Source organism: Nonomuraea sp. NPDC049624 (genome assembly GCF_040675255.1).
Lineage (GTDB): Bacteria > Actinomycetota > Actinomycetes > Streptosporangiales > Streptosporangiaceae > Nonomuraea.
This window is the reverse complement of sequence record NZ_JBFAOR010000005.1, coordinates 682,744-702,164: the sequence shown is the minus strand read 5'-3', so window position 1 is coordinate 702,164 and position 19,421 is coordinate 682,744. Positions and strand designations below refer to the sequence as shown.

The following is a 19,421-nucleotide window of genomic DNA, read 5'->3' as shown; positions in this document are numbered from 1 at the left end:
GGCGGACGCCTCCTCGGGCTCACCCCGGCTGGGTGACGCCGTTGACCTTCAGCGTGTACGGCGCGTACTGCTGCACCTGCTCGGTCGGCTCGTCATAGGCCACGATCGCGACCACTGACGGGAAGACCGCGAACGGCGCGAGCTGCAGCCGGTTGAGGCTGATCGAGCCCTTGCCGTCGAACTGGGCCTGCAGCACCACCGAGTGCTTCTCGTCCAGGCCGACCAGACGCACGTTCCAGTTGCTGACCGGCGTCGGGGAGATCTCGGTCGGGGAGTCGAACGGCTCCAGGCTGGCGCCGTCGCTCACCGCCGTCGCGCCCACCGTGACGTCGTCGATCTTCCAGCCGCCCTCGTTGACCCCGCCGTCGCTGACGTACTGGAAGCCGACGAGGATCTCCTTGCCCGCGTAGGCGGACAGGCTGTAGCTGTGCGGCTGGAAGCCGGTGGTGGTGCCGTTGACGGCCGGGCCGAGCGGGCCGGCCACCGTCTTGTCACCGGGGATCGCGGTGTAGGTCTTGCCGCCGTCCGTGGAGACGATCACGTAGCCGTAGTCGAAGCCGGACTCCGCGCCGTACTTGGCGAGGAAGCGCAGCGTCGGGTCGGCGGCCGGGACCGTCACCTTGGTCACCGCGGCGACGTTGAGGTTGCTGGCGTTGCCCGACCACAGCACCGGGTTGCCCGCGCGGTCGGGGTCGTCGGAGACGACGGTCCAGGCCAGCGGGATCGGCGGCAGCGTCTTGGCGCCCTGGAAGGACAGCGAGGTCGGCGCCGCGCCGCCCGGCTTGCGGATCTGCACGTAGTCGGCGCCGTTCGGAGCCGCCCCCGGGGTGTTGTACGCGGCCGGGTTGGCGAGGTTGACCGTGGAGTTCAGGCTCGCGGTCGTCACCCGCTTCTTCGGCACGCCCAGCACCACGCCGCGGCTGCCGACGACCTTGTCCACCAGCACCATCGTCTGGTAGTCGTGCAGCACCTGGTACAGGTCCGTGCTGCCGAGCGCCGCCTTCACGCTGGCCAGGCCCTGCAGGGAGCCGTCACGGTGCAGCTTGGACAGGAAGTCCGCGCCGTACCGGTCGTACAGGAACAGCATGAACGAGTAGGCGTTGCCGTAGTCGGCCAGCACCGCGTCCGGGTTGCCGCCGTCGCCCCACAGGTTGAGCGAGTTCTGCGGGCCGCCGCAGTTGCGCGGGTTCGGGTTGTACGGCGTCTGGACGATGCCGAAGCCCTGGAAGCAGTTGATGTGGTTGTCGAAACCCTTCTCGAACACCGTCGCCTTGGGGTTGCCGTAACCCGTCACCGAGATGGCGAAGTCCGACAGGCCCTCGTTCATCCAGGTGGTCTCCAGCGGGTCGGTGTAGTAGTGCAGCAGGTGCTGCCACTCGTGGGCGAAGACGCCCTCGTACTGGAAGGGCCGGGCCGAGCGCGAGGTGCACACGTCGGAGGTCGGGTTGTCCGGCGGGTTCGCGCCGGTCCTGTGCAGCCAGTCGAACGCGTCGATCGTCATCACGTTGCGGTCGAGCAGCTCGTTGTACTGGGAGGAGAAGAAGCCCGCGATGTACGTGGTCGCGGCCGGGAAGGTGTAGTAGTTGTCGTCCCGGACGTTGTCGATCAGCGTCACCGTGCGGTCGCCGGCGCCGGTGTAGACGCCGCCGTTGCCGTTGGCGTCGGGGCCGAGCACGGCGTTCGTGCCGTCCCGGTCCGGCGGCGTGCTGAAGGTCGCGGTCTCCTTCGGGAACATGTTCGTGTCGAACTGCTGCACCAGGTTCGTGACCTGGGCGTCGGTGATCTCCGTCGTCCCGGGCACCTGCATCCGGCAGTCGCCGGCCGGGAAGGCCAGGTCGTTGGCGACCCAGACCTCGATCTTGTCGCCGACGCCGCGCAGCGTGTAGTCCTTGCGGTACAGGCGGCCGTTGTAGTCGTCCGTGGCCAGCCACTGCCGTACGGTGCCGACCGGCGGCGTCTCGGCGGCGGCCTTGGCCGTGGCCTTGCGGGCCTCGTATTTCGCGGGGACCTTGACGGGCTTGCCGTCGAGGGTGAAGTCCTTGCGGGTGAGCTCCTTGACGTCGCTCGGCGGCGCAGCCGTGGCGGCCGCCTGCGGGGACTCGGCCGACGCGGGTATCGCGGTCAGCGTGGGCAGTAAGAGAAGTGCGGCAGCGATTCCGATGATTCGGGTGCGCGCCATTGAACCCCCTAGGTATGGGTGTTGCCCGGATGGAACAGGGGTGACATCCGGTAATTACCGGAACCGAATTAGCGCGCGCAATGGGGGCATTTGCCAACAAAATGCGGTGGAATTGGCGATCAAACCAGAACGGCCAGCCGCCGATAGGACTCCAGCCGCCGTTCCAGGTCGTAGGTGTTCATCGTGACCAGCACCTCGTCGGCGCCGGTGGCCTCCACCAGTGAGCCCAGCGCGACCGCCACCTCCGGCGCGGTGCCGTGGATCTGGCCCTTCAGCGCCTCGGCCAGCAGCGCCCGCTCCCGCCCGGTCAGCTCCAGCCGGGCGATCTCCTCGGCCGGCACCAGCGGCGGGAACGCGCCGCTGGTGCGCGAGCGCGCCGTGGACCACGCCTCGGGCAGCTGGAGCTGCGCCGCCTCCTCGCGCGTCGCCCCGACCGCGACGCTGACCGCCGCCATCACGTACGGCCGCGCCGCCCACTCCGAGGGCCGGAACCCCGCCCGGTAGCGCGCCGCCGCCTCCACCGCCCGCGGCCCGGCCCCGATCACCATGGGCAGCCCGAGCTCCGCCGCGAGCTCCGCCCCCGCCCCCATGGCCAGCACGAACACCTGCGGGCGCAGCCCCTCGGCCGGCACGGCGTGCACGCCCGGATACGCCCGCTGCCCCCCGGTGAAGTACCCCAGCAACTCGCCGACCTGGTCGCCGAACCCGTCCGCGGCCTCCTTGCCCTGCCCGAGCGCCCGCCGGACGCCGCCGGTGAACCCCACCGACCGCCCGAGCCCCATGTCGATCCGCCCGGGATGGAGCGACTCCAGCACCCCGAACTGCTCGGCCACCACCAGCGGCCGGTGGTTGGGCAGCATCACGCCGCCGGTGCCCACCCGGATCCGCCCGGTCGCCGCCGCGACGGCCGCGGCCAGCACGGTCGGCGCCGCCCCCGCCACGCCGGGCACGCTGTGGTGCTCGGCCACCCAGAACCGGTGGTAGCCCAGCTCCTCGGCCTGCCGGGCGAACGCGACGGTGTCCCGCAGCGCGGTGGCCGCGTCGGAGCCCCGGCGCAGGAGCGAACGGTCGAGAATCGAGTACAGGGTCACGCCTGCGTGCAACACCACACGCCCCGGGATCAATCCAGCGGGTCCCACGGGACGGCGTCGTAGCAGGAGAGCAGCCGGTCCAGCGTCGGGCCGTCCTGGCGCAGCGGGACGCCGTCGACCTCGCCGACCGGCACCACGCCGTGGGAGTTGCACAGGAACACCAGGTCGAAGCCCGGCAGGTCGGCGACCCGCAGCGGACGGCGCTCCTGGGGCACGTCGATGCCCTCCAGCAGGCCCATGGCGGTGCCGCGCAGCATCGGCGCGTCCGGCCACACCAGGCGGCCGCCGGACCAGCAGCCGACGTTCGTGATCGCGCCCTCGCTGATCAGGCCGTCGGCGGTGGTCAGCAGCGCCTCGTCGAAGCCCAGGGGCGCGACGGTCCGCCGCAGGTGCGCCTGGGCGAACCCGGCCGCCTTCTTGATGTGCGGCAGGTAACGCTGGTAGACGACCGCCGTGACACGCTGCGGGCGGGCGGAGACCTCGGTGGGCGGGGCGGCGGTGGCCACGACGCGCGGGCGGCCGTCGTGCTCGACGACGTAGACCCGCACGCCCGCGTCGCGCAGGTCGTCGCCGAGCACCGCCCTGATCGAGCCGAGCACCGCCGCCGGGTCGAGCCGGGCGCCGAACAGCTCCAGGTTGGCCGCCGCCAGCCGCTCCAGGTGCAGGGCCAGGCCGCGGGTGCGCCGGTCTCTGACCTGCATGGCGGTGAAGTGCCCGTAGCGGGCCTCCAGCGCGAAGCGCGCGTCGGCGTCCACCGGCCTGCCCTCGACCACCGCTCGTACGATCATGTGTCCAGCATGTCCTGTCCACCGGCCCCCGCGCGCATGATCGTGAAGGGCGCCAGCTCGCCGAGCCCGCGCACCGACAGCCGGTCGACCGCGCGCAGCAGGAACGCCCGGTCGCCCTCCAGCTCCTCGGCCATCTCGGGGTCGGCCAGGATCGTTCCCGGCAGGGAGAGCGCGGTGAGCCGGCTGGCCAGGTTGACGGTGGTGCCGAACACGTCGCCCATGCGCCAGATCACCGGCCCGGCGGCCAGGCCCACCCGCAGCTCGGGCATGTCGCGGCCGCGATGGGTCTCCACCAGGCGCAGCGCGATCTCGGCCGCCACGTGCGACTTGTCGGCCACGAACAGCACCGAGTCGCCGAGCGTCTTGACCACCCGCCCGCCCGAGGACGTCACGACGTCGGCCGAGCGACCCTCGAACCTGTCGACCAGCCGGGCCAGCTCGGTCGCCGTGATCTGCCGGCTGAGCCGGGTGAAGGCCACCAGATCGGCGAACCCCACCGCCATGCGCACGGCGCTCATGTCCTGGTCGGCCAGCCGGCCGGCGGCGGCGGCGAGCTGCCGCTGCCAGGCGTAGACCAGCAGCCGGGCCAGGTCGGGCACCACCCGCTCGGCCCGCCGCCGCCAGGCCCGCGGGCGTTCGGCCAGCGGCACGCCCGCCTGGTCGAGCGCCTCGGCGCCCAGCTCGGCCTGCGACTCGGCGAGCCGGGCCGTCGCCCGCCCGATCGAGCGGGCCATCAGCAGCATGTGCTCCTCGTCGTAGGCGCCGGAGCTGACCATCGAGAGCATGGTGCGCAGCGCCTCGACGTCGGAGTCGGTGAACTCGACCGCGTCGTCGGCCACGTTGGCGAACCCCAGCGCCCGCCACAACCGGCGCGCCCGGTAGACCGGGACCCCGGCCATGTGGGCCACCTGGTGGCTGGTGTAGCGGCGCGGCGCGCGCAGGAACGCCTCCGCCACCCCGTCCCCGTCCTCGCGTGACACGCGTGCAACATAACACCCCTGTGGCGGGCGTCACTCCAGGAGGGCGCGCAGGGCGGGCCGCTCGGCGTCGGGCAGGTGGACGGCGTAGTAGTCGTACATGGACCGGCGCAGCAGGCGCGCGGCCGAGGCCCCGTCGCCGGCCCGCACGGCGGCCAGCACCTCCTCGTGGTGCCGGATGCTGCGCCGCATCAGCGACTCGCGGTCGGGCGCGTCGGCGATCTTCCCGGCGATCAGCCCCAGCACGACCGAGCGGACCACGTCGGTGCAGACCTGGATCAGCGTGTTGCCGCTGGCCGCCACGATGACGTCGTGGAAGGCCACGTCGGCCGCGCTGAAGGCGTCGTGGTCGGCGGCGTCGTGGTCGGAGGCGGCGGCTGAGGCGGCGGCGGCGCGCATGCCCGCGATGGCCGCCTCCATCTCGGCGAGCTGCTCCTCGGTGCGCAGCCGCGCGGCCAGCAGCACGGCCGAGGAGTCGAGCACCATCCTGAACTGCACCAGCTCGGCCAGCGACAGCTCGGCCACCCGCGCCAGCGTGGTCATCGACTTGTGTAAGGCGGCGGGGGAGAACGGCAGCACCTCCGCGCCGTTGGGATCGCCCGGCCGGGACCGCACCAGGCCGCGCGCCTGCAGCACGCGCAGCGCCTCCCGCACCGTGGAGCGCCCGACCGAGAACTGCACCATCAGCTCACGCTCGCTCGGCAGCCGCGCCCCCGGGCCGAGAGCCCCGCTCTCGATGGCCTCCTCGACCTGTTCCACGACCCGCTCGTAAGCGCGTACGGCCCGCACCGGCTCGAACCGTGCACCCATGGGAAGCCCCCTTGACCCGAGCCGTCACGGACTGGCAATGTGCGTAGCCTACTGGTCAGACCAGTGCACTAGCCAGGAGGCTGTAAGACATGAGGCGAATCGGAATCTGGATCGCCGTGGGCGGTCTCCTGCTGGTCACAGCCGCCTGTGGCGGCGGTTCCGGCTCGGGCGGTTCCGGCACCGGAGGCACCCCCAAGGCCCGGTCCCTGTCCGTCGGGTTCGTGGCCGAGCCGGCCAACCTCGACTTCACCGCCACCGAGGGCGCGGCCATCCCGCAGGCGTTGCTGGTCAACGTCTACGAGGGCCTGGTCAAGCTCGACCAGGACGGTTCGATCAAGCCGCTGCTGGCCGAGAAGTGGTCGGTCTCCGACGACCGGAAGACCTACACCTTCACCCTGCGCAAGGGCGTCACGTTCAGCAGCGGGGCGCCGTTCACGGCCGACGACGTGGTGTTCTCGCTCGACCGGGTCAGGAGCGACTGGAAGCTCAAGATCAAGGCCCAGCTCGACGTCATCGACAAGGTGGCCAAGACCGACGACGCCACCGCCGTCGTCACCCTCAAGCGGCCGAGCAACGGCTTCCTCTACGCCATGGCCACCCGCCTCGGCGCCATGTTCAGCCGCACCGGCGTGGCCGACCTGGCCAACAAGCCCGTCGGCACCGGGCCGTACACGCTGGGGGCGTGGAAGCGCGGCGAGTCGATCCAGCTCGCCGCCAACCCCTCCTACTGGGGCGCCAAGCCGGCGCTGTCGGCGATCACGCTGAAGTACTTCAAGGACGCCACGGCGATGAACAACGCGCTGCTGACCGGCGGCATCGACGTCATCTCCGCCGTGCAGGCCCCCGAGTCGCTGCAGCAGTTCGCCGATCCGAACCGGTTCCAGACGGTCGAGGGCACCACCAACGGCGAGGTCGTGCTGTCGATGAACAACGCCCGGCCGCCGTTCGACGACGTCAAGGCCCGCCAGGCCGTCCGGTACGCGATCGACCACAAGGCGCTGCTGGACACCGCGTGGGCCGGGCGCGGCCAGCTCATCGGCTCGATGGTGCCGCCCACCGACCCCTGGTACGAGGACCGCACCGGCGACTACCCCCACGACCCGGCCAAGGCCAAGGAACTGCTGGGCGGCAAGACGCTGACCGTCAAGATGCGCATCCCCAACCTGCCGTACGCGGTGGCCAGCGCGCAGGTCGTGAAGTCGCAGCTGGCCCAGGTGGGCATCACGGCCGACATCGAGCCGCTGGAGTTCCCGGCCCGCTGGCTGGACGTGGTGTTCAAGCAGGGCGACTACGACCTCTCCATCATCAACCACGTCGAGCCCCGGGACATGGGGATTTTTGCCGATAAATCGTATTACTTCCACTACGACAATCCCGAGTTCGGCAAACTCCTCGCCTCCGCCGACGCCGGCACCGAGCAGCAGCAGACCGACGACCTGAAGAAGGCCGCCAAGCTGCTCTCCGACGACGCCGCCGCCGACTGGCTCTTCCTGTTCCCCAACCTGATCGTGGCGAAGAAGGGCGTCACCGGGCTGCCGAAGAACGCCATCGCGGAGTCCTTCGACTTCACCGGTCTCGCCAAGCAGTGACGCTCTACCTGCTCAAACGGCTGGCGGTGCTGATCGTGAGCGCCGCCGTCGCCGCCGTCGCGGTGTTCGCCTTCATGGCGCTGCTGCCCGGCGACCCGGCCGAGATCGCGCTCGGCGTCAACGCCACCCCCGACGCGGTCGCCGCGCTGCGCCGGCAGTTCGGCACCGACCGCCCGCCGGCCGTGCAGTTCCTCGACTGGGCCGGCGGGCTGGCCCACGGCGACTTCGGCGTCTCCTACGTCACCAGCTCGCCCATCGGCCCGCAGATCGGCGAGCGGCTCGGCGTGACGGCCGTGCTGGTGCTGGGCGGCATGGTGCTGGCGCTGGCCGTCGCGGTGCCGCTCGGCACGTTCGCCGCCGTCCATCACCGCAACCCGCTCGGCGCGGCGATCAGCGCGGCCAGCCAGCTCGGCATCGCCGTCCCCGCCTTCCTCGCCGGCATCCTGCTGGTGTTCGTGTTCGCGGTGAAGGCGCAGGCGCTGCCCTCCGGCGGGTACGTCCCGATCGCCGACAGCCCGCAGGAGTGGCTGCGCTCGCTGCTGCTGCCGTGGTTGTCGCTCGGGCTCGTCCAGGGCGCCGTGCTCACCCGTTACGTGCGCAGCGCCGTCCTCGACGTCATGCGCGAGGACTACCTGCGCACCGCCCGCGCCAAGGGCCGCGGCAGCACCGGCGCCCTGTGGCGGCACGGCCTGCGCAACGCCTCGATCCCCGTGGTCACCGTGCTCGGCCTGCAACTGGCCACCCTGCTGGTCGGCGCGGTCGTCGTCGAGCGCGTCTTCGTCCTGCCCGGGCTCGGCGACCTGCTGCTGAACGGCGTCGCCGGGCGCGACCTGCTGCTCGTCCAGGGTGTGGTGATGGTGCTGGTGGCCGCCGTCCTGCTGATCAACTTCGTGGTGGACGTCGCCTACCGACTGCTCGACCCGAGGCTGCGATGAGGGGCCGCGCGAACGCCGCGCTGCTGATCGGCGGCGCGCTGGTCGGGCTGGTGACGCTGGCCGCGCTGGTCTCGTTCGTCTGGACGCCGCACGACCCGACCCTCGTCGACGCCGCCCGCAAGCTGCGCGACCCCGGCGGCGGCTACCTGCTGGGCGCCGACAAGTTCGGCCGCGACACCCTCAGCCAGCTCATGGTCGGCGCGCGCACCACCCTCTACGTCGGCGTGGTGGCCGTCGGGATCGCCGCCGTCCTCGGCGTGCCGCTCGGCGTGGTCGCCGGGATGACGCCGCGCGGCTGGTTGTCGGAGCTGATCATGCGGGTCAACGACCTGGTGTTCGCCTTCCCCGCGCTGCTGCTGGCCGTCATGCTGGGCGCGGTCTACGGCGCCGGCACGCTCACCGCGATGATCGCGATCGGGGTGGCCACCGTGCCCGCGTTCGCGCGGGTGGCCCGCGCCGCGACGCTCCAGGTCATGGTGACCGACTACGTCCTGGCCGCGCGGGCCGCGGGCCGCCGCCGGGGCGCGATCGCCGTGCGGCACGTGCTGCCGAACATCGGGTCCGTGCTGATCGTGCAGGCGTCGGTGTCGTTCGCCATCGCGATCCTGGCCGAGGCGGCGCTGTCGTTCCTCGGGTTCGGCACCCGGCCGCCGACCCCGTCCTGGGGGCGGATGTTGCAGGAGTCGCAGGAGCTGCTCTTCTCCACCCCGCGCCTGGCGCTGTGGCCGGGCCTGGCGATCGCGCTCGCCGTCCTCGGGTTCAACCTGCTCGGCGACGGGCTGCGCGACCACCTCGATCCGAAGCTCAGGAGGGTCCGTGCTGACGGTTGAGGGGCTTTCCGTACGGGCCGGCGAGGTGGGGCTCGTGCACGACGTGTCGTTCTCGATCGGGCCCGGCGAGCGGGTCGGGCTGATCGGCGAGTCCGGGTCCGGCAAGTCGCTGACCGCGCTGTCGCTCATGGGGCTGCTGCCCGAGGGCGTCACCGCCGCCGGCACGGCCAGGCTCGGGGAGCGCGACCTGGTCGGCGTGCCCGAGAAGCGGCTGAAGGACCTGCGCGGGCGCGAGCTGTCGATGGTCTTCCAGGAGCCGATGACCGCGCTCAACCCGCTCATGCGCGTCGGCGCGCAGGTCGCCGAGGCCATGACCCTGCACGGCGTCGCCCGCGCCGAGGCCGGGCGGCGCGCGCTCGCCCTGCTGGAGCGCGTCCGGCTGCCCGAACCCGGGCAGATCGCCCGTGCCTACCCCCACCAGCTCTCCGGCGGCCAGCGGCAGCGCGTCATGCTCGCCATCGCCCTGGCCAACGAGCCGGGGCTGCTCGTCTGCGACGAGCCGACCACCGCGCTCGACGTCACCGTGCAGAAACAGATGCTGGAGCTGATCGCCGAGGTCGCCCCCGCGCTGCTGTTCATCACCCACGACCTGGCGGTGGTGGCCTCCGTCTGCGAGCGGGTGATCGTCATGTACGGCGGCCGCGTCGTCGAGACCGGGCCCATCCGCGAGGTCTTCACCCACCCCCGCCACCGCTACACCGAGGGCCTGCTGGCCGCCTCCCGGCTCACGCCGCGCGGCACCAGGCTTCCGACGATCAAGGGCAGCGTGCCGCCCGCGGGCGCCTTCCCCGAGGGCTGCGTGTTCCGCAACCGCTGCCCGCACGCCACCCCGCGGTGCGAGACCCCGCCGGCGCTGACAGGAGACGGCCATGCCCACGCATGCTGGCACCCCACAGAATGAGCCACAGCATGAGCCGCAGAACGAGCCGCAGAACGAGCCGCGGCTTGAGCCCGCGGGCGACGTGCTGATCGAGGCGCGCCGGCTCAGCCGCGTCTACCACCGCCCGCGCACCTCGCTCACCAGGCCGGGCGCCCCCGTCCACGCCCTGCGGGAGGTGTCGCTGACCGTCCGCCGGGGCGAGCGGTTCGGCATCGTCGGCGAGTCCGGCTCCGGCAAGTCGACGCTGCTGCGCCTGCTGTGCGGTCTCGACCGGCCCACCGCCGGGTCCGTCGTCTTCGACGGGCGGGAGATCACCGGCCTGCCGGAGCGGCGGCTGCGCTTCCTGCGGGAGAACCTGCAGATCGTCTTCCAGGACCCGATGAGCTCGCTCGACCCGCGCATGCGCGTGCGCGACCTGGTGGCCGAGCCGCTGGTCGCGCTCGGCCTGCCGGTCGGCGGGCGGGTGCCCGAGCTGCTGGAGGAGGTCGGCCTGCCCGCCTCGGCCGCCGACCGCTACCCCCACCAGTTCTCCGGCGGTCAGCGGCAGCGCATCGCCATCGCCCGCGCGCTCGCGCCCCGGCCGAAGGTGCTGGTCGCCGACGAGCCCGTCAGCGCCCTCGACGTGTCCGTCCGCGGCCAGATCCTCAACCTGCTCGCCGACCTGGTGGACGAGCTGGGCCTCACGCTCGTGTTCGTCTCGCACGACCTGTCGGTGGTCCGGCACGTGTGCGAGACGGTGGCCGTCATGAGCGGCGGTGAGATCGTCGAGACCGGCCCGGTGGACGACGTCTGGGCCGCGCCGCGCCACCCGTACACGCGTGACCTGCTGCAGGCCGTACCGACCCTGGAGGGATTGTTGTGATCGAGGTCGACGAGCGGGGAGTCGTGGAGTTCACGCAGGCCCTGGTGCGCATCCCCAGCACCAACGACCCCGCGCGCGGGCGCACCGAGCGGCCCGCCGCAGAGCTGGTCGAGGCCAGGATGCGCGAGTGGGGCTGGGAGCCGGTCGTGAGCGAGGCCGCCGCCGGGCGGCCCAACGTCGTCGCGGTGGTCGAGGGCGGCGGCGGCGACGGGCCGACGCTGATGTTCGAGGGCCACACCGACGTCGTGACCGAGGGCGACCTGTCCACCTGGACCGTCGACCCGTTCGGCGGCGAGATCCGCGACGGGCGGTTGTGGGGCCGGGGCAGCGCCGACATGAAGTCCGGCCTGGCCGCCACCCTCTACGCCACCCGCGCGCTCCAGCTCGCCGGCCCGTTCCCCGGCCGGATCAAGGTGTGCGCGCTGGCCGACGAGGAGGGCCTGATGATCGGCGCCCACCACTTCGTCGCCTCCGGGCTGGCCGACGGCGTGGACGGCGCGATCGTCGCCGAGCCCGAGGCCGGGGAGATCTGCGCGGTGGCCAAGGGCGCGCTGCGGCTGCGCGTCGACCTGACCGGCAAGATGGCCCACGGCGCGATGCCGCAGCACGGCCGCAACCCCGTCCAGGGGGTCGGCACGCTGCTGGTCGCCCTGCGCTCCCTCCAGCGGGAGCTCCAGGAACGGCATCCGGCCCACGAACACCTCGGCGAGGTGTACGTCACCCCGACCGTGGTCCGGGCCGGCAGCGAGGAGCAGGTCAACGTCATCCCCGCCACCGCGTCCGTCTTCGTGGACGTGCGCACGATCCCCGGGCTGGAGCACAAGGTCGTGGCCGACCGGGTGGCCGCCCTCGCCGCGGCCGAGGACGGGATCGAGGCGTCGGTGTCGGTCCTGGTGGACCGGCCGCCGGTGGACGTCCCGGTGACCGACCCGGTGGTGGCCGCGCTGGCGGCGGCCCACCGTACGGTGACGGGCGAGGAGCCCGTCTACGGCGGCGTGCCGGGCTCGACGGACGGGACCGTGCTCACCCACTGGGGCGGCGTCCCCTCCGTGGTGTACGGCCCCGGCGGCAAGTGGATCGCCCACCAGGCGGACGAGTACGTCGAGGTCGCCGAGATCGTCCGGTGCACCCGGGTGTTCGCCGAGGCGGCGCGGCGCTTCCTGCACCGGGACTTCTGATGCTCGCCGAACCCGCCCCCGGGATGCGTCCCGGGCCGACGAACTCGCTGGTGGACGTCGCCGGGCTGCGCGTCGGGCACGCGCACCGCGTGGGCGGCGGCTACCGCACGGGCACGACCGTGGTGCTGGCGCCGCCGGAGGGCGTGGTGGCCGGCGTCGACGTGCGCGGCGCCGCTCCCGGCACCCGCGAGACCGAGTTGCTGGATCCGCGCAACCTCGTCGAGCGCGTGCACGCCGTCGTGTTGTCGGGCGGCAGCGCGTACGGGCTGAGCGCGGCGTGCGGGGTGATGGACGGGCTGGCCGACGCGGGCGTCGGCTTCCCGGTGGCGGGTGGCGTGGTGCCCATCGTCCCGGCGGCCGTCATCTACGACCTCGGGCGCGGCGGCGACTTCCGCGCCACCCCTGACGCCGCCCTCGGCGCCGCCGCCTACGCCGCCGCCCGCGCTCCGGCGCACGAACCGCCCTTCCCCGCGCCCCCGCCCCGCCGCGGCGGCAGCGCCTCCCGGCACGGCGGCGCGGGCCGGTACGTCACCGCGGCCCAGCACACCACCGCACCCCCCACGGCCAGCGGGTCCATCGGGGCCGGGGCCGGGGCGATGGCGGGCGGCCTGGCCGGCGGCGTCGGGACGGCCAGCGCCGTCCTGCCCGGCGGCGTCACCGTGGCCGCCCTGGCCGTCGTCAACGCCGCCGGATCCGTGCTCGACCCCGCGGGCGCCACCCTCGCCGGCGTCCGCTACGGCCTGCCGGGCGAGTTCGGCCACCTGCGCCGCCCGGACCCCGCCGAGGCCGGGGCGTGGCAGCCGGACAAGGTCACCTCCTTCAACACCACCATCGGCGTGGTGGCCACCGACCTCACCCTCACCAAGGCCCAGTGCGGCAAGCTGGCCGGGGTGGCCCACGACGGCCTGGCCAGAGCCATCCGGCCGGCCCACACCATGGTCGACGGCGACACCGTCTTCGGCCTGGCCGCCTGCGCCCGCCCGGCCCCCGGCCCCGACGGGCTCCAGGACGTCCTGGCCGCCGCAGCCGACGTGTTCAGCCGGGCGGTGGCCCACGCCATGCTCGCCGCCACCGGCCGCGAGGGCGCGCCCGCGTACCTCGACGTGTTCCCGAGCGTCCTAGGGGGAGACAGATGACCTGGCCGGACGGCCTGCCCATCGGAGACGGATGGGCCGCCACCGAGGACACCACCGAGGTGATCTTCCCCTACGACGGCTCGGTGGTGGCCCGCGCCCCGCTGGGCACCCCCGCCCACGCCGCCCGCGCCCTGGAGGCGGCGCTGGCCCTCGCGCCCGCCATGGCCGCGCTGCCCTCGCACGCCCGCCGCGCGGCGCTCATGGCCGCGCACGACGCGCTCGCCGCCCGCCGCGAGGAGTTCGAGCGCCTGCTGGTCCTGGAGACCGGCAAGCCGCTGGTCGACTGCCGGGTGGAGGTGGCCAGGACGCTGCTCACCCTCGCCACGGCCGCCGAGGAGGTCGCCCGGCTGCACGGCGAGACCGTCCCGCTGGACCTGCTGCCGTCGGGGGAGGGGCTGATCGGGTTCTGGACGCGGCGGCCGATCGGCGTCGTCGTCGGGATCACCGGCTACAACTACCCGCTGCTCCTGGCCGCTCACAAGATCGCCCCGGCGGTCGCGGCCGGCTGCCCGGTGATCGTCAAGCCCGCCCCGGCGACGCCCCTGGCCACGCTCCGGCTGGTGCACCTGCTGCGCGAGGGCGGCCTGCCGCCCGCCGGCGTCCAGCTCGTCACCGGGGACGTCGAGGTCGGCCGCACGCTGGTCGAGGACCGGCGGATCGGCGCGGTGTCCTTCACCGGCTCGGCCGCCGCCGGGCACGCCATCGCCCGCGCCGCCGCCCCCACCAAGGTGCTGCTCGAACTCGGCTCGAACGCCGCCCTCGTGGTCGCCGCCGACGCCGACCTGGCGGCCGCCGCCGACGCCGTCGTGCGCGGCGGTTACTACGCCTCCGGGCAGGCGTGCATCGCCGTGCAGCGGGTGCTGGTGGAGGAGCCCGTACGGGAGGAGTTCCTGGCGCTGCTGGCCGCCCGCGTCAAGGACGTTGCCGTCGGCGACCCGCGCCTGCCCGGGACCCGCGTGGCCCCGCTGATCGACCCCGCCGCCACCGACCGCGTCCTCGCGTGGATCGGCGACTCGGGCGCCGAGGTGGTCGCCGGTGGCGTGCGCGAGGGACGGGCGATCGCGCCGACCGTGCTGTCCGGCGTGCCCGACGGCGCCGCCGCGTGGGACGAGGAGATCTTCGGCCCGGTGGTGTGCGTCCGTGGGGTGCCGGACCTCGACACGGCCTTCGAGGCCGTCAACCGCTCCCGGTACGGCCTGCACGCCGCCGTCTACACCCGCTCGCTGGCCACCGCCTTCGCCGCGATCGAACGTATCCAGACCGGCGGCGTGGTGGTGAACGAGGTGCCCGGCTTCCGCGCCGACAACATGCCGTACGGCGGCGTCAAGGACTCGGGCAGCGGTCGCGAGGGCCCGCGCTTCGCCATGGAGGAAATGACGGTGACCAGAATGGCGATCATCCGCCCCTGACGGCCGCTGTAGGGTGGCGCCAGACTGCGAGGGGGCGCCTGCCTTGGCTGAACGAGCGGACGAGCCGGTGGTTGTCCCGCGGGCGCGCGGCAGCAGGGCCCTCGCGGTGCTCGCCGCCCTCCTGGCCGTCGCCCTGGCGTGCGCGGGCACGGCCTGGTGGCGCGAGCACGGGCAGGCGCGGGACCGGGAGCGCGTCGCGCTGGCCCACCGGCTCGCGCTGCACGCCGCCGAGCTTCGCGGGGACGATCCGGCCAAGGCTCGCGACCTCGGCCTGGCCGCTGTGGGCCTGCACACCGACGACCGGACCCGCGCGGGGCTGACCGACACCCTCCTGCTGGGGCGCAGGGAGGACCTCTGGCTCCGCGACTTCGGCGGCGCCCGGCACGCCGAGCTGAGCGGCGACGGGCGCGTCGGCCTGGTCGCCGGGGACGGGAAGGCCGAGGTCTGGCGGCTCGGCTCCGGGAGAGCGGTCGTGCTGGACGGCCCCGAGGGCGCGATGGCGGCGCTGGCGCTCTCCCACGACGGCCGCACCGCTCTGACCGCCGTCGACGACGGCGCCACGACCGTGTGGGACCTCACCGACCCCGCCCACCCGGCCCGGCGGGCGACGTTGCGGGGCGTGGCGGGGAAGGGGTCGCTCGACGACGTCCAGGCGGTGGCCGTGAGCCGGGACGGCCGGGTCGCCGCGGTCGCCGACTTCGCTGGGAACCTGCTGGTGTGGGACCTGACCGTACGCGACCACCCGGTCCGGCGCTCGGTCACGGCCGTCCACGACTCCCGGACGGAGGACCTCGACCTCAGCGGCGACGGCAGGACGGCGGTCACCACGTCCGAGGACGGCCCGGTGACGATCTGGAACCTGGCGGATCCGGCGCACCCGGTGAAGGCCGCCGAGCTGACCCCGGCGATCTACACCGGCACGGCCGCCGCCCTGAGCGGCGACGGACGCGTCCTCGTCGTCGCGCGGCGCGACCCGGGGGCCGACTGGCGGAGCCAGGCGGAGGTCTGGACGCTCGGCGACCCGGCCCGTCCGGCCCTGACCGCCGTCATCGGGATGCCTCCGGCGGACATGCTCGACGTGGCCCTCACGCCGGACGGCGGGACCGCTCTCCTGGCGGGCTCCAACGGCAACGGATCGCTCTGGGACCTGTCCGTGCCTTCCCGGCCGGTCCGGCTGGCCGGGCTGCGCGGGTACCCGTCGGAGGTGCGGGGGGTGGCGTTGAGCGACGGCGCCCGCAGCGCCCTGCTGGCCGCCCCCGAGAGCACCACCTTCTCTCTCTGGGACCTGCACGACCTGCGGCAGGTGGCCACCGGCCCCGAGCGGGACCTGTGCGCCCACGGCTCGCAGACCTTGAGCAGGACGGACTGGGACCGCTACACCGACGGCGCGGACCCTTCGGACTACGGCGGCAGCGCCGGCGGCGGCGATGTGAGCCTCTGCTCCCTCCGATGAGGGTAACGGTTTGACCAGATGTCTTTACCTTGCCGCAACGGTCGCGTTGGATGGCGCGCATGGTGGAGATCACGCGCAGAACGGTGTTCAAGGCGGGTGCGGCAAGCGCTTTCCTCGCGGGCGGCGTCCCGGGGACGGCGGCCCTGGCGGCGTCCGGACCGGCCATGGAGGGATCGGCCACGGAGGGATCGGCCACGGAGGGGCTGGAGCAGCGGGCCATGGCGATGGACCCGCCGGTGTTCCTGCTGGAGAGCGCGGTCCCGCCGCACTTCGCCGCCGGGCCCGGCTCCACGTTGTCGATCAGCGACCGGGTCGCCGTGTGCGGGACGCGGTCGCTGCGCTGGGAGCACGCGGCCCGCGACGTGATCAGCGTGCGGGCCCCGCTGCGGTGGGCGCCTGACGCCTACCGGCTCGGCGACGACCAGGCGTGGCAGGGGCTGGTGGACGCGTTCTGCGTGTGGGTGCACAACGCCGAGCCGGTGGACGACGTGCTGCGGTTCGAGTTCGGGCGGGGCGAGCGCACCGACCTGTGGTTCCAGTTCCGGCTCGGGTTCAGCGGGTGGCGTACGGCGTGGGTGCGGTACGCCTACGACATGCACGGCAGGCCCCACCCCGACATGGACACCCTGCGGATCGTCGCCCCGCGCAGGGCCGGGACCCTGCACCTGGACCAGCTCATGCTCAACGTGCCGCTGCGTCCCGACGCCCCCTGCCGCGACCACCAGCTCCCCGACATCGCCCCCGAGGGCGATGAGTACGACAACCAGCACTGGCAGGCCCTCCACCGCTTCGACCGGCTGCTGGCCACCGTCGAGCCCGACCTGTCGCCGCCGTCCGCCGCCGAGCTGGCCTCGCTGCGCGCCCTGCACGCCCGCTACCACGACGAGTACCTGACCGCCCAGGTCAAGCCGGGCGTGCCGGGGCTGACGGCCCAGGTCGCCGCCCTGGAGGGCCGCCCCACGCACGCCTACCAGTCGCAGATCTACCCGGCCGCGATCGCCGCCGAGTTCAAGGCGTTCGTGAACCCGGTCACGCTGCGCGCCTGCACCGACCTGATGAAGACGATCGCCCAGGCCCACCAGGCCGCCCCCGCCGAACGCCCGGCGCTGGCCGCCCTCTACCTGCGCATGGTCGCCCACCTGCGGGAACAGGGCTGGACGAAGGGCAGCTGCCAGGGCACGATCCACCACCTCGGCTACGACGTCCGCGGCCTGTACGACTCCGTCTACCTCATGCGGGAGGCCCTGCGCGAGGCGGGGGAGTTGGAGCGGGTACGAGCGGACCTGGAATGGCTGAGCGGACTGGGCCGGATCTTCCGCGGTTTCGGCTTCCGGATGGCCCGGGGCAGCATGATGGACCTGTACAACACCACCGTCCGCGGCATGCTGGCGGCCGTGCTGCTGCGCGACGGCGAGGCGCAGCAGGTGGCGTACCTGCGGGCGCTGCGCGACTGGCTGAACGCCACCCTGCTGCCCACCGACGGCATCCAGGACGGCATCAAGGTGGACGGCACCGCCTTCCACCACGTCGGCTTCTTCCCCGACTACGTCCGCGACGGCTTCGCCGGGCTCGCGCCGCTCGTATACGTCCTGCACGGCGGCTCGTTCGCGATCTCGCCCGAGGCGTTCGGCTGGCTGCGCAAGGCGCTGCTCACACAGCGCGTCTACGCCAACAAGAACCACTGGCCGATCTCGATCAGCGGCCGCAACCCCAGCGGCGCCACCGCGCTGTCGATCGTCCCGTTCGAGTGGCTGGCCCCGATCGACGACGAGATCGCCGCCGCCTTCCTGCGCCTGCTGCCCGGCAGCCCGACGCCGCGGCAGAAGGAGCTCGCGGCCCGGCTCGCCGCGCGCGGCATCACCCCGGAACCGGCCCCTACCGGCGCCTGGGCGCTCAACTACGCGGCGCTCGCCGTGCACCGCCGCGACGAATGGCAGATCACCGTACGCGGGCACAACCGCTACCTGTGGAGCACCGAGATCTACGTCGGCGCCAACTGGTACGGCCGCTACAACACCTACGGCCAGATCCAGGTCCTGCACCGCGGCGACCCCGTCACCAACCAGGACAGCGGCTACGCCCAGCCCGGCTGGGACTGGAGCCGCCGTCCCGGCACCACGGTCATCCACAAACCGCTCGACCAGCTCAAGGGCGACCTGACCGGGGCGATCGAGGAGATGCTCCTCACCGACTCCCGTTTCGCCGGAGCCTGCACCATCGACGGACGCAACGCCCTGTTCGCCATGGACCTGCACGGACACCCCAAGTACGACGGCACCCACCGGGCCCGCAAGTCGGTGTTCCTGTTCGACGACCGCGTCGTGGCCCTGGGCACCGGCATCACCAACGACGACACCGCGGACGAGACGGAGACCACCCTCTTCCAGACCCGGCTGCCGGCCAGGAACGCGCCCACTGTGGTGGACGGCGCCGCGGTCACGGCCTTCCCCCACCAGGCGCTCGACGGCGGCCCGCGCTGGCTGCTCGACGACAAGGGCATCGGCTACTACCTGGCGTCCGGGCAGAGAGTGGCCCTGACCCGCTCGGCCCAGACCTCCCGCAACAACGCCACGGAAGAGCCCACCAGCGGAGACTTCGCCACAGCCTGGATCAGGCACGGCACCGCACCTCGCAACGGGACGTACGAGTACGCGATGGTGGTGAACACCACGGCCGAGCGCATGGCCGGCTTCGCCGCCGCGATGGGGGACGCGGCGAGCGCCCCCTACCGGGTGCTGCGCGCCGACACGGCGGCCCACGTCGTGCGGGATCGCGACACCGGCATCACCGGGTACGCGGTGTTCGAGCGCACCAGTCTGGAAGGTCTGGTCCGCGAGGTCGACACGCCTTCGATGCTGCTCGTCCGTACGGAGGGGGAGACGCTGGTGATCGCGGTATGCGATCCGGACCTGCGCCTGTACGGCGGGATCGACCACGACCAGTACGACAAGGGCCGCTACGTCGGCCACTACAGTCCGTGGTCGCGGCCCTGGCTGGCCGCCCCGAGCCACCCGCACCGCATGAGGGTGACCCTGGACGGGCGGTGGCGGGCGGACGCCGGCCAGCCGTGCCGGGCCAGGATCACCGGGCCGCGCACGGTCCTGGAGTTCGAGACCGTGCACGGACGGCCGGTGCAGGTGCGGCTGAGCCCCGCGACCTGACCCGGGCGGGGGCGGGGGCGCCCCCGCCCGGAGATCACGCCCGTGACCGCGACGACCGCCGTCCCGATCGGACCGTTCACCTCCCGGTCAGCCGGTTCGGCTTCTCCAGTCGCACGGTTCGCGTCCTGGTCAGTCGGTTCGGC

Annotated in this window: 15 protein-coding genes; 10 read left to right on the top strand and 5 right to left on the bottom strand. The window is 73.3% G+C overall.

The genetic code is table 11. From position 1 onward, the window contains the following. Positions 1–19: 19 nt before the first annotated feature. The 5 genes from AB0J76_RS24190 to AB0J76_RS24170 all read right to left on the bottom strand — a co-directional run bounded on the left by AB0J76_RS24190 (position 20) and on the right by AB0J76_RS24170 (position 5,845). Complete coding sequence (locus tag AB0J76_RS24190; protein ID WP_352330580.1) at positions 20–2,179, bottom strand: choice-of-anchor J domain-containing protein; 2,160 nt, start codon at positions 2,177–2,179, stop codon at positions 20–22. Between the two features lie 119 nt (positions 2,180–2,298). Continuing rightward, positions 2,299–3,288, bottom strand: coding sequence for an LLM class flavin-dependent oxidoreductase (locus AB0J76_RS24185; protein WP_364390514.1), 990 nt, complete (start codon positions 3,286–3,288; stop codon positions 2,299–2,301). An 11-nt stretch (positions 3,289–3,299) separates the two neighbouring features. Then, positions 3,300–4,058, bottom strand: coding sequence for an aminotransferase class IV (locus AB0J76_RS24180; protein WP_352328792.1), 759 nt, complete (start codon positions 4,056–4,058; stop codon positions 3,300–3,302). Further along, positions 4,055–5,038: an adenylate/guanylate cyclase domain-containing protein gene (locus AB0J76_RS24175; protein WP_352328791.1), complete on the bottom strand. Its 984-nt coding sequence runs from the start codon at positions 5,036–5,038 to the stop codon at positions 4,055–4,057. The genes AB0J76_RS24180 and AB0J76_RS24175 overlap by 4 nt, the downstream gene beginning before the upstream one ends. A 30-nt stretch (positions 5,039–5,068) precedes the next feature. Beyond that, on the bottom strand, positions 5,069–5,845 hold the full coding sequence (locus AB0J76_RS24170; protein ID WP_352328789.1) for an FCD domain-containing protein: 777 nt from the start codon (positions 5,843–5,845) through the stop codon (positions 5,069–5,071). An 89-nt stretch (positions 5,846–5,934) separates the two neighbouring features. Here AB0J76_RS24170 and AB0J76_RS24165 point away from each other — a divergent pair, with 89 nt between their 5' ends. From AB0J76_RS24165 to AB0J76_RS24120, 10 genes are read left to right on the top strand one after another with little or no spacing between them, the layout of a single operon-like run. Next, the gene (locus AB0J76_RS24165; protein ID WP_352328788.1) at positions 5,935–7,434 is read left to right on the top strand and encodes an ABC transporter substrate-binding protein; all 1,500 of its coding nucleotides are present in this window, start codon (positions 5,935–5,937) and stop codon (positions 7,432–7,434) included. Beyond that, the gene (locus tag AB0J76_RS24160) at positions 7,431–8,369 is read left to right on the top strand and encodes an ABC transporter permease (RefSeq protein ID WP_352328786.1); all 939 of its coding nucleotides are present in this window, start codon (positions 7,431–7,433) and stop codon (positions 8,367–8,369) included. Before AB0J76_RS24165 ends, AB0J76_RS24160 begins: the two co-directional genes overlap by 4 nt. Beyond that, positions 8,366–9,199 (top strand): ABC transporter permease, encoded by an 834-nt coding sequence (locus AB0J76_RS24155; protein WP_352328785.1) that lies wholly within the window; start codon positions 8,366–8,368, stop codon positions 9,197–9,199. Before AB0J76_RS24160 ends, AB0J76_RS24155 begins: the two co-directional genes overlap by 4 nt. Beyond that, positions 9,186–10,100 carry an ABC transporter ATP-binding protein gene (locus AB0J76_RS24150; RefSeq protein ID WP_352328784.1) on the top strand — a complete coding sequence of 305 codons (915 nt, stop codon included), beginning with the start codon at positions 9,186–9,188 and terminating at the stop codon, positions 10,098–10,100. Before AB0J76_RS24155 ends, AB0J76_RS24150 begins: the two co-directional genes overlap by 14 nt. Next, entirely contained in the window at positions 10,069–10,941 is an 873-nt protein-coding gene (locus tag AB0J76_RS24145; protein WP_364390510.1) for an ATP-binding cassette domain-containing protein, read from the top strand. The genes AB0J76_RS24150 and AB0J76_RS24145 overlap by 32 nt, the downstream gene beginning before the upstream one ends. Then, positions 10,938–12,119, top strand: coding sequence for a M20 family metallopeptidase (locus AB0J76_RS24140; protein WP_352328290.1), 1,182 nt, complete (start codon positions 10,938–10,940; stop codon positions 12,117–12,119). Before AB0J76_RS24145 ends, AB0J76_RS24140 begins: the two co-directional genes overlap by 4 nt. Further along, positions 12,119–13,255 carry a P1 family peptidase gene (locus AB0J76_RS24135; RefSeq protein WP_352328289.1) on the top strand — a complete coding sequence of 379 codons (1,137 nt, stop codon included), beginning with the start codon at positions 12,119–12,121 and terminating at the stop codon, positions 13,253–13,255. Before AB0J76_RS24140 ends, AB0J76_RS24135 begins: the two co-directional genes overlap by 1 nt. After that, positions 13,252–14,664, top strand: a complete 1,413-nt coding sequence (locus tag AB0J76_RS24130) for an aldehyde dehydrogenase family protein (protein ID WP_352328288.1) — start codon at positions 13,252–13,254, stop codon at positions 14,662–14,664. Before AB0J76_RS24135 ends, AB0J76_RS24130 begins: the two co-directional genes overlap by 4 nt. Before the next feature lie 43 nt (positions 14,665–14,707). After that, on the top strand, positions 14,708–16,117 hold the full coding sequence (locus tag AB0J76_RS24125; protein ID WP_364390508.1) for a WD40 repeat domain-containing protein: 1,410 nt from the start codon (positions 14,708–14,710) through the stop codon (positions 16,115–16,117). Positions 16,118–16,176: 59 nt separating this feature from the next. Beyond that, on the top strand, positions 16,177–19,278 hold the full coding sequence (locus AB0J76_RS24120) for a chondroitinase family polysaccharide lyase (RefSeq protein WP_352328286.1): 3,102 nt from the start codon (positions 16,177–16,179) through the stop codon (positions 19,276–19,278). Positions 19,279–19,421: the final 143 nt, after the last annotated feature.